Source organism: Pantoea leporis (assembly GCF_028048155.1).
In the GTDB taxonomy this organism is placed as follows: Bacteria; Pseudomonadota; Gammaproteobacteria; order Enterobacterales; family Enterobacteriaceae; genus Pantoea; species Pantoea leporis.
This window is the reverse complement of record NZ_JALMEU010000001.1, coordinates 642196-655200: the sequence shown is the minus strand read 5'-3', so window position 1 is coordinate 655200 and position 13005 is coordinate 642196. Positions and strand designations below refer to the sequence as shown.

The following is a 13005-nucleotide window of genomic DNA, read 5'->3' as shown; positions in this document are numbered from 1 at the left end:
GCCGCACGGCTGGTTGTTCAGGTTATTTGTTGGCAAATCAGACGTTTTTTGCCTTCTGCACCAGCAGATTGAACGACACGATCGCCAGCATAAAGCAGCCAAAGATGGTGCCGGTCATGCTCGCGACCGAGGTGCCGCCCAGGCCGGTAATGGGTACGCTGATGGCACCAAAGGTGAACATGCCGACGCCAATCACCGCCGAGGCGCTGCCCGCGCGCTGGCCCTGGCTCTGCATCGCCAGCGAAGAAGCGGTGGTGGCGATCACGCCATTACAGGCGATGGTGAAGAACAGCGCGACCAGCAGAACTGGCAGCGCTGCGCCGGTAAGTCCCGCCAGCAGCAAGCCGCTCGACGCAACAAACGCCAGCGTCAGGCCACCTTTCAGTACGCGATATTCTCCCCACAGCGGACAGAGGCGTGCACTGGTTTGTGATGCAATAATCAGGCCGAAGCCGTTGGCAGCGAAGCAGAAGCTAAAGGCTTGCGGCGTCAGGCCATACAGCTGTTGCAGTACAAACGGCGAGGCGCCGATATAGGCAAACATGCCGGACATCATAAAACCTTGCGTCAGGCAGAAGCCCATAAACTGCCGATGCGTGACGACCTGGCCGAGCGCTGCCCAGGCGGAAAAGATCGAGCCCTGACTGCGGCGCGCTGGTGGTAAAGTTTCGTGCAATTTCCAGCGGGCAAGGAAGATCAGCAGGACGGCAATGCAGCCGAGCACCACGAAAATGCCGCGCCAGTTAAGCACCGTCATCAAGGCGCCGCCCAGCACCGGCGCACCAATCGGCGCTAAACCATTGACCAGCATCAGCAGTGCAAAGAAACGCGTCAGCTCATGGCCGCTGTACATATCTCGGGCAATGGCACGCGACAGCACCGCGCCGCCGGCGCCTGCCAAACCTTCAAACAGACGCGCTACCAGCAGCGAGTGGATGTCTTTTGCCAGCGCACAGCCAATCGAGGCAATAAACAGCAGCACCAGCGATAACAGTAGCGGACGGAGGCGACCAAACTTGTCGCTCATTGGCCCAAACAGCAATTGACCCGCACCTAAACCCAGCAAGCCAGCGGTGAGGCTCAGCTGCGCCGTGGCGGTTTCGGTGTGCAGATCGCGCGCCAGCTCCGGTAGCGCCGGCAGATATAGATCAATACAAAGTGGCCCGAGCGCAGCGAGCAGGCCCAGCGTGATGGCATAAATCAGCCGATGAGAAGGTGCAGGTGTCATTAATCCTCTGTCTTTATTCATTGCTATAGGTATTTTTTCGCGGGTGATTATACGAACCGTAGCGCATCAACACAGCATTTTTACCAAATCCTAACGCTTCGGAATTTAGCTAAATTTATCCCATAAAGTTGATAAATCTGGATTTATGTTCCAGGCTAATTTCACACGGACAAAAAAACGAGGAACAACAACATGAATAAAGTGATGGGATGTATCGCTGCCGCTATGACGCTGGCAGCCCTGTCTGGTTGTACGACTTATGACAAAGCCGAAAGCTACGTAACCAAGCCGGTAGTGAAGGATGTTAAGAAAGGCATGACGCGCGATCAGGTTCGCCAGATTGCCGGCCCAGCGTCTACTGAAATCACCATGGTTCACGCTCGCGGCACTTGCCAGACTTACGTGATTGGCGAGCGCGACGGCAAACCGCAGACCTACTTCGTGAGCTATAACGATACCGGTCGCGTCATGAACTACGGTTTCCAGAGCTGTAAAGACTACGATACCGATCCGCAAGCGGCTCAGTAATCGCAGCAGAATAAGAAACGGCCCGTCATTGACGGGCCGTTTTTCGTTGTGGCGCTTATAAACCGTAAGGACGCGGCACTTCGATATACTCGCCGCCGATCTCGCGCTGGTAGTAGTGACCTTCCTGCACGTAATAACGCTTGCCGTTGAAATCCAGCACGCGCATACCGCCGCCCGGCGGGGCTTCAGGCGGCTGCACCACCACATAGGTGTCGCCCTGACGCTGATAGTAGTTACCGTTCAGCATGTAATAGGTCAGACCGCCCAGCAAAACGGCGGTTGCTGCTTCGGGTAGGAAACGCAGCGGGCCGGGACCGCCCCAACGTGGACCTCCACCCCAATGCGGGCCTGGGCCGGGGCCCCAACCGCCGGGATGGGCAAAACTGATGGCTGGTGTTAATAAGGTTAACGCCAGCACCGAGGCGATAACTTTTTTCATCGGTGATTCTCCTGCTGTGATTGACAGCAGAATTGGCTTTACTAAGCGAAAACTCAAGCGTAAAGCGGCTGATTTTTCCTCTGTTTACCATGCTTAACGCTTTCCTGACGCTAGCGCCATGATTGGGTTGAATTGGGGAGGAAAGCGGGGAAGGCCGTCATAAACGGCGACCTTATGGAGCATATCGCGCAGGCATAAAAAAACGGCAGACCTTGCGATCTGCCGTTGTTGCAACTCATCAATTTAGCGGTGTGCCAGTTCGGCGTGCTCGTCGCTCTCCAGCACTTTCTTGTCGGTCAATCCGAGCCAGCGGCTGGTGAGTGAACCAGCGGTCATTGAACCATTAACGTTGAGCGCGGTACGCCCCATATCGATCAGCGGTTCGATGGAGATCAGCAGCGCGACCAGCGTGACCGGCAGGCCCATTGCCGGCAGCACGATCAGCGCGGCGAAGGTGGCACCGCCGCCGACGCCAGCCACACCGGCAGAACTCAGCGTCACGATACCTACCAGCGTTGCAATCCACATTGGATCAAACGGGTTGATGCCCACGGTTGGCGCAACCATCACCGCCAGCATGGTGGGATAGAGACCGGCACAGCCGTTCTGGCCGATGGTGGCACCGAATGACGCCGAGAAGCTGGCGATCGATTCTGGCACGCCCAGGCGACGCGTTTGAGTCTCCACATTCAGTGGAATACTGGCGGCGCTGGAACGGCTGGTGAAGGCGAAGGTGATCACCGGCCATACTTTACGGAAGAAGCGCATTGGATTGATGCCGTTAACCGACAGCAGCAGCGCGTGTACGGCAAACATGATCGCCAGACCGAGATAAGAGGCCACCACAAAGCCACCCAGCTTAATGATGTCCTGCAGGTTGGAACCGGCTACTACTTTGGTCATCAGCGCCAGCACACCGTACGGCGTCAGCTTCATGATCAAACGCACCAGCTTCATGACCCAGGATTGCAGGGTATCGATCGCTACCAGCACGCGCTCGCCTTTTACCTTGTCATCTTTCAGCAGTTGCAGCGCCGCCACACCGAGGAAGGCGGCGAAAATCACTACGCTGATGATCGAGGTGGGATTGGCGCCCGCCAGATCGGCAAACGGGTTTTTCGGAATGAAGGAGAGCAGCAGCTGTGGCGTGCTGAGATCAGCCACTTTGCCCACGTAGTTGCTCTGAATCGCGCTCAGACGCGCGGTTTCCTGCGCACCTTGCACCAGACCTTCAGCGCTAAGGCCAAACAGGCCGGTCACCAGCACGCCGACCAGCGCGGAAATCGCGGTGGTAAACAGCAGTACGCCAATGGTCAGCACGCTGATTTTACCCAGCGATGAGGCATTGTGCAGACGTGCGACCGCGCTCAGAATCGAGGCGAACACCAGCGGCATCACGATCATCTGCAACAATTGCACGTAGCCGTTACCGACGATATTGAACCAGCCAATCGACGCTTTCACGGTTGGGCTGTTTTCGCCATAGATGGTTTGCAGCGCCAGACCAAAGGCCACACCGAAAACCAAACCGGTCAGCACGCGTTTGGACAGGCTCCAGCTTTGGTTGCCAATCCGATTCAGCAGAATCAGGAGTGCGATAAACGCCACGATATTAATAATGAGGGGAAAATCCATGCTCAACTCCAGAGTGTGACGCGCCATCCTGGGATGGCACGAAAAACAGTAAGTCCCCGTTAGGGAATATTTGGAATGTTATCAGTTCAGCGTGGGGCGGGCTTATACCCAAAAAGAATGCTTTATAACTTTATCGCTTGATTCGACTGCTTATTGACCTTTTTGACCATTAACCAACCGACCGACGCCATTTTGTAGCGTATTGAACAGTTGCTCCGGCCAGCCGTTGGCACCAAAAGAGGGCATGCCGGGCGGGAACCATAACGCATAACCGACCAGCGCCAGACAAAGTGCGCGCTCCAGCTGGTTACCTTTTTGACTATTCAGGATGGGCAAACGGAAGCGCCAGCGGCAGGGCCACAGCAGCGGCACGCCGGCGGGCGTGAGCATATCGGCGACAATATGGCTGAGATAGCCGAGCGTCATGCCTTGCAGCACGTCGGCGGGAAGAAACCAGTCGGCGGGCACATTGATCTGGAATAGCCACAAACTCACCGCCACCGCCAGCAAACTGTGGGTAAAACCACGATGACCAAAGATGCGGGCGATGGGATGCGATAGCCACTTTAAGCGCTGGCCTAACACGGATTTAGGGTGATCGATATCGGGCAGCAGGCAGGTTAACAGCGCAGCAGGCACTAAATGCCACCAGTCGGCGCTGGCCAATACTGGCGTCAGCTCCGCGCGCTTGGCAAAAATGGCGCTGGCAATGGCAAAAATGATATGGCCTTCGGCCGTCATGATGAAACCTGGCTGCATAAACTGTCGATGCATCCAGTATAGGGATTTATCCAGTGAATGAGAATGGTGACGCTGTAACGAAGCGTTAATATTTTTCACTTTCCCGCGTCACAATGACGCGGGAAAAGAACGGGTTAGCCTAGCGCGCTAACCATCCGCCATCGACGGCCAACGTATAACCTTGCACATAGTCGGAGGCGCCGGAGGCGAGGAACACAATTGGGCCCATCATGTCGTCCGGGATGCCCCAGCGACCTGATGGAATGCGGCCTAAAATCTCCTCGTTGCGTGACTCATCGCTGCGCAGCTGTTCCGTGTTATTGGTGGCCATGTAGCCCGGCGCAATGGCGTTAACGTTGATGCCGTGCTTCGCCCATTCGTTGGCCATCAAACGGGTTAACCCCATCACTGCGCTTTTTGATGCGGTATAAGAAGGCACACGAATGCCGCCCTGGAACGACAGCATCGAGGCGATATTAATGATCTTGCCGCCATTGCCTTGCGCGATAAACTGCCGCGCGACCTGCTGTGACAGGAAGAACAGGCTTTTGCTGTTGATGTTCATCACATCATCCCAATCCTGCTCGCTGAAGTTGAGTGCATCTTCGCGACGAATGATGCCGGCGTTATTCACCAGGATATCAATGCGACCGGCAAGCGCCACCGCCTGTTCAACAATTTGCGGCACGATGGACGGCTTGGTCAGATCGGCTTGAATTGACCAAAAACGGCGGCCTAATGCCTCAACTTTGGCCTGCGTATCATCCGGTCCGGCGCGGTTGACGCCAATAATGTCACATCCCGCCTGCGCCAGACCCAGCGCCATACCTTGTCCTAAACCGGTATTGCAGCCGGTGACCAGCGCGATTTTGCCTGCAAGATTAAATGCGTTGAGTATCATGATTCGCTCCTTGTTAGCGCAGTGCGCTGATATTGACGTGGTCCATGTCATCAAATACCTGGTTTTCGCCCACCATGCCCCAGATAAAGGTATAGCGCTGCGTTCCCACGCCCGCGTGAATCGACCAGCTCGGTGAAATCACCGCTTGCTCGTTATGGACCAATAGATGACGCGTCTCCTGCGGCTGGCCCATCATGTGGAACACGGCGCTGTCGTCGGCCATATCGAAATAGAAATAGACTTCCATGCGACGTTCGTGAGTGTGACACGGCATGGTGTTCCACAAGTTGCCGTCATCAAGGCGGGTTAATCCCATGGTTAACTGGCAGGTTGGCAACACGTCGGGCACGATGAATTTGTTAATGGTGCGGCGGTTCGAGGTGGCCGCGTCGCCGAGCGTGGCTTTCACTGCCTCGTCGAGGGTGATTTTTTTGTCTGGATAATGGGTGTGTGCCGGCGCGCTATTGTAGTAAAACTTCGCCGGGCGGCTGGCATCGCTGCTGCGGAAAATCACGCTCTGCGCGCCTTGTCCGACATACAACGCTTCCTGCTGATCAATCTCCCAGGTTTTGCCATCCACTTCAATTAGCCCCGGTCCACCGATGTTGATTACGCCGAGTTCTCGGCGTTCGAGGAAGTAACTTACGCCCAGCTGCTTACCCACTTCATGGCCGATAGTCACCGGTTTCTGCACCGGCATTACACCGCCGATAATGATGCGATCGATATGGCTGTAAGTGAGGGTGTAATTGTCGGCGTCGAAAATCTTGTCGATCAGAAACTCACGGCGTAAGCCGTCCGTGTCCAGGGTTTTGGCATGCTCGCTATGAATGCTTTGACGAATGTCCATCTCAGGCCTCTTAAGAGTCAAAGGAAGTGGTCCCGATGCGGGTCTTTGGGCATCTTAGGCAGGATGAGATATGAATTCAATAAAAATGAAACGATGTTTTATTTATTTGCGTGCGCGATCAAGTTGCATAAAAAAGCCCGCGTTAAGCGGGCTGCGATTAACCGTGCAGATGTTCGGGTTTGAGCTGGGTTAAATCATCAAGAATCACATTGGCCAGCGCCCAACGCGCATCTTCACGATGCTCGGCCGCCGGCACCACAATTGAACGCATGCGTGCGGCTTTGGTAGCGATCATGCCGTTGAAGGAATCTTCCAGCGTGACGCAGTTAAGCGGATCGATACCCAGTTTGGCTGCGGCGTCGAGATAGACCTGCGGATGCGGCTTGCTGTACGGCAGCGCTTCCGCGGACGCCAGCACATCAAAGTATTTGCGCAGGTCAAACATCTCCAGCACGCGCTCCAGCATGTGCAGCGGCGAGGCGGAGGCGAGGCCGATTTTCAAACCTTGCTGCTGACACAGTTGCAGCGCCTGCTCCACGCCAGGCAGCAGCGGACGCGTCTCTTCCACCAGCGCCAGCGCGCGGGCGATGATGCGTTGCGTCACTTCCTGTTGATCCGGGCCGCTCCACGGCAGCGCTTCAAACCACATGCGCACGGTTTGATCGATGCGCAGACCCAGCGTATCGGGCAACTCGTGGCGGCGGGTGATATCCACGCCAAGGCTGGCGAAAATATCCAGTTCCGCGCGATCCCACAGCGGTTCTGAGTCGATCAACAATCCATCCATATCAAAGATGGCGGCCAATACAGGACGACGATATGACATATAACTGCTCCCTTAGAAATTTGGCTTACCATAGCACGAGAGCCTGATAAAGCCGACTTGCGGCAGGCCACGCATTTTTCAGGAAAAATTGCAGTAGTGCAGGTAGACTTAGGCAAAACTATTTTTGGTTCAGGGAGACACCATGACTTACCAACAGGCTGGCCGCATCGCCATCCTTAAGCGAGTGGCTGGCTGGGTGATTTTTATACCCGCATTGTTATCCACGATGATTTCGCTGCTGGGCTTTATGTTTAAGCACAGTGAAAAGCAGCCGGGCATTGATGCCGTGATGCTCGATTTTGTGCATGTCATGGTTGACATGGTGAAGTTCAATACGCCGTTTCTTAATGTGTTTTGGCAGAACTCTCCGGTGCCGGAATTTAACGGTGGCGCGAATATCGGGTTTTGGCTGATCTACATCCTGATCTTTGTCGGCATAGCGCTGCAGGCTTCAGGTGCGCGCATGTGGCGTCAGTCGCGCCATATTAAAGAGGGAATTGAAGATCAGCTGATCATGGAACAGGCCAAAGGCAGTGAAGGGCGCACGCGAGCGCAACTGGAAGAGAAAATCCACATCCCGCGTCACACCATTTTCTTGCAGATTTTCCCGCTCTATATCCTGCCGATCATTATCGCTATCGCGGGCTACTTTGTGCTGAAACTGCTCGGCATGCTGTAATACGTCAGGCCGGTCTGGCCTGACGTTCGCCCAACACATCTTCATCTAACAACTGGCCGATGGCGAACTGCGCTTCGCCCGTCCAGTTGCCGCCGAAAACATTGGCGCGATTCAGCAGGTAATAGAGCTGATACACCGGCTGACGCTGCGAGAATCCGTCTTCCAGTGGCCAAACAGCCTGGTAGCCATCATAGATCTGGCGCGGCAAATCGGCGTAGTAACTCAGCATCGCTAAATCGCATTCGCGATCACCCCAATAGCAGGCGGGATCAAACAACCACGGACCCTCTGCGCTGCCGGCGCAGTTGGCGGGCCACAAATCGCCGTGTAATAAAGAAGGTTGCGGATGGTGGTTGGCTAACGTGCGCTGCACACAATCAACAATCAGTTCGGTATCGCCATAGTGCACGCCTTTTTCCGCGGCCAGTTGCAGCTGCCAGCCGATGCGCTGCTCAGCGAAGAACACTGACCAGCGGCGTAACCAGCTATTCGGCTGAGGTGAGGTGGTGATGTTGTTGTCGAAATCGAGACCAAATTGCGGTTGCTCGCTCCATTGGTGTAGATGCGCCAACTGCTGGCCGAGCTGGAAAGCGCTCTGTGCGGTAAAGGGATGAGGCGGAATATATTCCAGCAGCAGGAAGCTGGTATCACGATCATTGCCAACGCCATACACTTTCGGGACGCGAACGGTTTGCGTGCGCGCCAGCAGGTCGAGTTGATCGGCTTCCCAACTGAACAAGGTGAGCATATCGCGGGTGTTACATTTGACGAACACATCCAACTCGCCATAGCGGATGCGCCAGACGGGATGGACATCGCCACCGGGAAGTTCCTGACGGTCGGTGATTTCGGCATCACCGGCGTACTCGCTTAACAGACGACTAATGGCTGACCACATCGGGTAATCCTCTTTGTTCGCTGCGTGAGTTCGATTGTAACGCGCAAAACCTGAGCAAACCTGGCGTCGATGCCGTTTTTTGCACTGCGTCAGGATTGTTGTTTCAGAAACGCCTCTAACGTGATGACGGTGACCTCAGGTTTATGATCGAGCGCGATTTGGGCATATCCCGCGGCTTGCTCTGCTATTTCATGCTCCTCTAACGCGCTGACAATGCCGAAGCTATTGGTGCCCAACTCATGTGGATGACCTTCATCATCGCTTAAGGTGGTGCTGTATCCGCCATTGATCATGGCGCTGTTCACTGACTGCACGTCGCCGAGTCCACTTTCCTGATATTTCAACGTGACAATGTAACGTTTGACATCATGGTCACTCATTATTCACCTCATTGTTATCGAACAGATTTCAGCGTAGACCAGCGCGCTGTATAGAGCGAATTTTAGCCAATTCATTAGTTAAAATAGCAGGTAAAGCTTTGTCAAAAGAGTTCAGAAAAATCTTGTAGCCTTCAGGCTGCTATTTGAGTAATTGCCCCCTATAATGCGCAGCGAAAATGGGAAAAGTCCCATTAAAAGAGCGGTCCAGCGGCTTTCCTGGTTTTTTATGCGGATACATACTTTTTTACAAAACTTACGGTAAATTGCATTGATTGGCCGGAGAAACGCTTCAGACTCTTCGTTTTTTAAACTGTCGTACGGATTATTTTTAATGAAAGCCTTTAACAAGCTGTCCGCTGTTTTATTGCTCTCTGCTGGAGCATTTTGTCACCAGGCCTTTGCAGATAACGCCGTTTTCACCTCCATGGATGACCCTGCAACGGCGAAAAAGCCGTTTGAAGGCAGCGCTTCAGCGGGTTACCTGGCTCAAACTGGAAACACCACCAGTTCTTCGCTGAGTGCGTCTACCAATATGACGTGGTATCAAACCAATACCGCATTGAGTCTGTGGGGCAACGCCGCAAACAACTCCTCAAATGATGAGCGTTCATCTGAGACTTACAATATCGGTGGCCGTAGCCGCTATAACCTCAATAGCGCTGATTACCTGTTTGGCCAGGCAAGCTGGCTAAGCGACCGTTTCAACGGTTATGACTCACGCGATGTGCTGACCGCCGGTTACGGTCGTCAGATCCTCAGCGGCCCGGTTCACTCACTGCGTGCTGAATTCGGTCCGGGTGTGCGTTACGACGATTTCCATGATGGCGGCCATGAAACCAAAGCATTGGGTTATGGTGCAGTGAGCTATCAATGGCAGCTGACAGATACCACCAAATTTATCCAGGGTGTTTCTGTGCTGAGCAGCTTCGGTGAAGACACCACGCTGAACTCAGAAACCGCGCTGCAGGTGGCCATCAATGCCCATTTCGCGCTGAAGCTGGGCTACAACGTGACCTGGAACAATAATCCGCCAGAATCTGCGCCGGATCGTACCGATACCAAAACCACGATCCAGCTCTCATACTCAATGTAAGCGAGACGGATGTGAATCACCGCTGCCAGGCCTGTGCCTCGCAGCGGTTTTTTTTATTTCTCTTTAGCTTAGCGAATCTCTGCACGGGTTTTGATCGGCGGCGAAAGCTGCTATTATCATCGCCGCTTTACATTCCTGGCGTCATTCCGACAACGTGGGTCTGACATCACGCCGGGTTACACACTATGAAACTCATTTTTGCATGTAGGCTTTCGTGTGGCTTACCACTGCAATTAAGGATATGAAATGCCAGTAATTACTCTTCCTGATGGCAGCCAGCGCAGCTTTGACCGTCCGGTCAGCGTGATGGATATTGCGTTGGATATTGGACCGGGTTTGGCGAAAGCCTGCATCGCGGGTCGCGTGAATGGCGAATTGGTTGATGCGGTTGATCCGATCACCGAGGACGCTCAGGTCGCGATTATTACCGCTAAAGACGACGCCGGTTTAGAAATCATTCGTCACTCTTGCGCGCACCTGTTAGGGCATGCGATTAAGCAGCTGTGGCCAAACACCAAAATGGCGATCGGCCCGGTGATTGATAACGGTTTCTATTATGACGTTGACCTGGAACATACCTTAACCCAGGAAGATCTTGAGCTGCTGGAAAAGCGTATGCACCAGCTGGCTGAAACCAACTACGATGTGGTGAAGAAAAAGGTGAGCTGGCAGGAAGCACGTGACGTGTTTGCTGAGCGTGGCGAAAGCTACAAAACCACCATTCTTGACGAGAACATCAGCCACGACGATCGTCCTGGCCTGTATCAACATGAAGAATACATCGACATGTGCCGCGGTCCGCACGTGCCGAATATGCGTTTCTGCCATCACTTCAAACTGCAGAAAATCTCCGGGGCTTACTGGCGCGGCAACAGCGACAACAAAATGCTGCAGCGTATTTACGGTACGGCCTGGGCGGATAAAAAGCAGTTGGCTGCCTATCTGCAGCGTCTGGAAGAAGCGGCGAAGCGCGATCACCGTAAAATCGGTAAGCAGCTTGATCTCTACCACATGCAGGAAGAAGCACCGGGCATGGTGTTCTGGCACAATGACGGCTGGACCATCTTCCGCGAGCTGGAAGTGTTTGTGCGTACCAAGCTGAAAGAGTACGACTATCAGGAAGTGAAAGGTCCGTTCATGATGGACCGCGTGCTGTGGGAGAAAACCGGGCACTGGGAGAACTATAAAGAAGCCATGTTCACCACCTCTTCAGAGAACCGTGAATATTGCATCAAGCCGATGAACTGCCCAGGCCACGTTCAGATCTTTAATCAGGGTCTGAAATCCTACCGCGACCTGCCGCTGCGTATGGCGGAGTTTGGCAGCTGCCATCGTAACGAGCCATCAGGTGCCTTGCATGGTCTGATGCGCGTGCGCGGCTTTACCCAGGATGATGCTCACGTCTTCTGTACCGAAGATCAGGTACGTGATGAGGTGAACAGCTGTATCCGCATGGTATACGACATGTACAGCACCTTCGGTTTTGAAAAAATCGTGGTGAAGCTATCGACCCGTCCGGAAAAACGTATCGGTACCGACGAAATGTGGGATCGTGCGGAAGTGGATTTGGCAGAAGCGCTGAAAGAGAATGATATTCCATTCGAATATCAGCCGGGAGAAGGTGCCTTCTACGGCCCTAAAATTGAGTTTACCCTGTACGATTGTCTCGACCGCGCCTGGCAGTGTGGTACCGTTCAGCTAGACTTCTCCCTGCCGAAGCGTCTGGACGCGACTTTTGTCGGCGAAAACAACGACCGTCAGACACCGGTAATGATCCATCGCGCAATTCTCGGTTCAATGGAACGCTTTATCGGCATCCTGACCGAAGAATTCGCTGGATTCTTCCCGAGTTGGCTGGCGCCGGTGCAGGCTGTGGTGATGAATATCACCGACAGTCAGTCAGAATACGTCAGTGAATTGACGAAGAAATTGCAGAATGCTGGCATTCGTGTCAAAGCAGACTTGAGAAACGAGAAGATAGGCTTTAAAATCCGCGAGCACACATTACGTCGCGTCCCTTATATGCTGGTTTGCGGTGACAAAGAGGTGGAAGCAGGCAAAGTTGCCGTGCGCACCCGCCGTGGTAAAGACCTTGGGAGCATGGACGTAGATGTGTTTGTTGAGAAGCTGCAACAAGAGATTCGCAGCCGACATCTTCACCAATTAGAGGAAACAGGTTATTAAAGGCGGAAAACGAGTACAACCAACACGTCCGAACCGTATCAACGGCGAAATCCGTGCCACCGAAGTGCGCTTAACTGGCGTAGACGGCGAGCAACTTGGCATTGTCACCCTGCGTGAAGCCATTGAGAAAGCTGAAGAAGCCGGCGTAGATTTAGTTGAAATCAGCCCGAACGCCGAACCGCCGGTTTGCCGTATCATGGATTACGGCAAGTTCCTTTATGAAAAAAGCAAGTCTTCTAAGGAACAGAAGAAGAAGCAGAAAGTTATCCAGGTTAAGGAAATCAAATTCCGTCCTGGTACCGATGATGGCGACTATCAGGTCAAACTACGCAACCTGATTCGCTTTCTGGAAGAGGGTGATAAAGCCAAAATCACGCTGCGTTTCCGCGGTCGTGAGATGGCGCACCAGCAGATCGGTATGGAAGTGCTTAACCGCGTCCGTAAAGATCTGTGTGAAGACATGGATCTGGCGATTGTCGAATCCTTCCCTTCGAAGATCGAAGGTCGTCAGATGATCATGGTGCTCGCTCCTAAGAAGAAACAGTAGGCCTTCAAGTAATAAAGCCGCGCAGCGCTTGCGTTGTGCGGATTTTTGTTCGCCTGTCTGATTCATTTTATTAACA

General features: G+C 53.7%; 14 protein-coding genes. 5 read left to right on the top strand and 9 right to left on the bottom strand.

The features are described from left to right. Positions 1-37: 37 nt before the first annotated feature. Positions 38-1228 (bottom strand): multidrug effflux MFS transporter, encoded by a 1191-nt coding sequence (locus MWH02_RS03065; protein ID WP_271459879.1) that lies wholly within the window; start codon positions 1226-1228, stop codon positions 38-40. Between the two features lie 192 nt (positions 1229-1420). Between MWH02_RS03065 and osmE the strand changes: the two genes are divergently transcribed. Further along, a complete protein-coding gene (gene osmE, locus MWH02_RS03060) occupies positions 1421-1756 on the top strand; it encodes an osmotically-inducible lipoprotein OsmE (protein ID WP_007892614.1) in 336 nt (111 codons plus the stop codon). A 55-nt stretch (positions 1757-1811) separates the two neighbouring features. Here the strand turns inward: osmE and MWH02_RS03055 are convergent, their stop codons facing one another. The 6 genes from MWH02_RS03055 to hxpB all read right to left on the bottom strand — a co-directional run bounded on the left by MWH02_RS03055 (position 1812) and on the right by hxpB (position 7148). Then, positions 1812-2195 (bottom strand): DUF6515 family protein, encoded by a 384-nt coding sequence (locus MWH02_RS03055; protein ID WP_271459878.1) that lies wholly within the window; start codon positions 2193-2195, stop codon positions 1812-1814. A gap of 243 nt (positions 2196-2438) precedes the next feature. Next, entirely contained in the window at positions 2439-3830 is a 1392-nt protein-coding gene (locus MWH02_RS03050) for an L-cystine transporter (RefSeq protein ID WP_008102914.1), read from the bottom strand. A 150-nt stretch (positions 3831-3980) separates the two neighbouring features. Next, a complete protein-coding gene (locus MWH02_RS03045) occupies positions 3981-4571 on the bottom strand; it encodes a metal-dependent hydrolase (protein WP_222233561.1) in 591 nt (196 codons plus the stop codon). Positions 4572-4710: 139 nt separating this feature from the next. Next, entirely contained in the window at positions 4711-5472 is a 762-nt protein-coding gene (gene kduD, locus MWH02_RS03040; RefSeq protein ID WP_271459877.1) for a 2-dehydro-3-deoxy-D-gluconate 5-dehydrogenase KduD, read from the bottom strand. A gap of 13 nt (positions 5473-5485) precedes the next feature. Continuing rightward, positions 5486-6322 (bottom strand): 5-dehydro-4-deoxy-D-glucuronate isomerase, encoded by an 837-nt coding sequence (kduI, locus tag MWH02_RS03035; RefSeq protein ID WP_271459876.1) that lies wholly within the window; start codon positions 6320-6322, stop codon positions 5486-5488. 157 nt (positions 6323-6479) lie between these two features. Continuing rightward, on the bottom strand, positions 6480-7148 hold the full coding sequence (gene hxpB / locus MWH02_RS03030; RefSeq protein WP_101764580.1) for a hexitol phosphatase HxpB: 669 nt from the start codon (positions 7146-7148) through the stop codon (positions 6480-6482). Positions 7149-7290: 142 nt separating this feature from the next. Between hxpB and MWH02_RS03025 the strand changes: the two genes are divergently transcribed. Then, positions 7291-7827: a YniB family protein gene (locus MWH02_RS03025; RefSeq protein ID WP_101764579.1), complete on the top strand. Its 537-nt coding sequence runs from the start codon at positions 7291-7293 to the stop codon at positions 7825-7827. Between the two features lie 4 nt (positions 7828-7831). Here the strand turns inward: MWH02_RS03025 and MWH02_RS03020 are convergent, their stop codons facing one another. Continuing rightward, positions 7832-8725: a fructosamine kinase family protein gene (locus tag MWH02_RS03020; protein WP_271459875.1), complete on the bottom strand. Its 894-nt coding sequence runs from the start codon at positions 8723-8725 to the stop codon at positions 7832-7834. 89 nt (positions 8726-8814) lie between these two features. Continuing rightward, complete coding sequence (gene ghoS / locus MWH02_RS03015; RefSeq protein ID WP_101764577.1) at positions 8815-9105, bottom strand: type V toxin-antitoxin system endoribonuclease antitoxin GhoS; 291 nt, start codon at positions 9103-9105, stop codon at positions 8815-8817. A 331-nt stretch (positions 9106-9436) separates the two neighbouring features. Between ghoS and MWH02_RS03010 the strand changes: the two genes are divergently transcribed. From MWH02_RS03010 to infC, 3 genes are all read left to right on the top strand, one after another. Then, positions 9437-10198, top strand: a complete 762-nt coding sequence (locus MWH02_RS03010) for a DUF481 domain-containing protein (RefSeq protein ID WP_101764576.1) — start codon at positions 9437-9439, stop codon at positions 10196-10198. A gap of 246 nt (positions 10199-10444) precedes the next feature. Continuing rightward, positions 10445-12382: a threonine--tRNA ligase gene (gene thrS / locus MWH02_RS03005; RefSeq protein WP_101764575.1), complete on the top strand. Its 1938-nt coding sequence runs from the start codon at positions 10445-10447 to the stop codon at positions 12380-12382. Beyond that, on the top strand, positions 12378-12929 hold the full coding sequence (gene infC / locus MWH02_RS03000; protein WP_036621995.1) for a translation initiation factor IF-3: 552 nt from the start codon (positions 12378-12380) through the stop codon (positions 12927-12929). The genes thrS and infC overlap by 5 nt, the downstream gene beginning before the upstream one ends. Positions 12930-13005 lie beyond the last annotated feature (76 nt).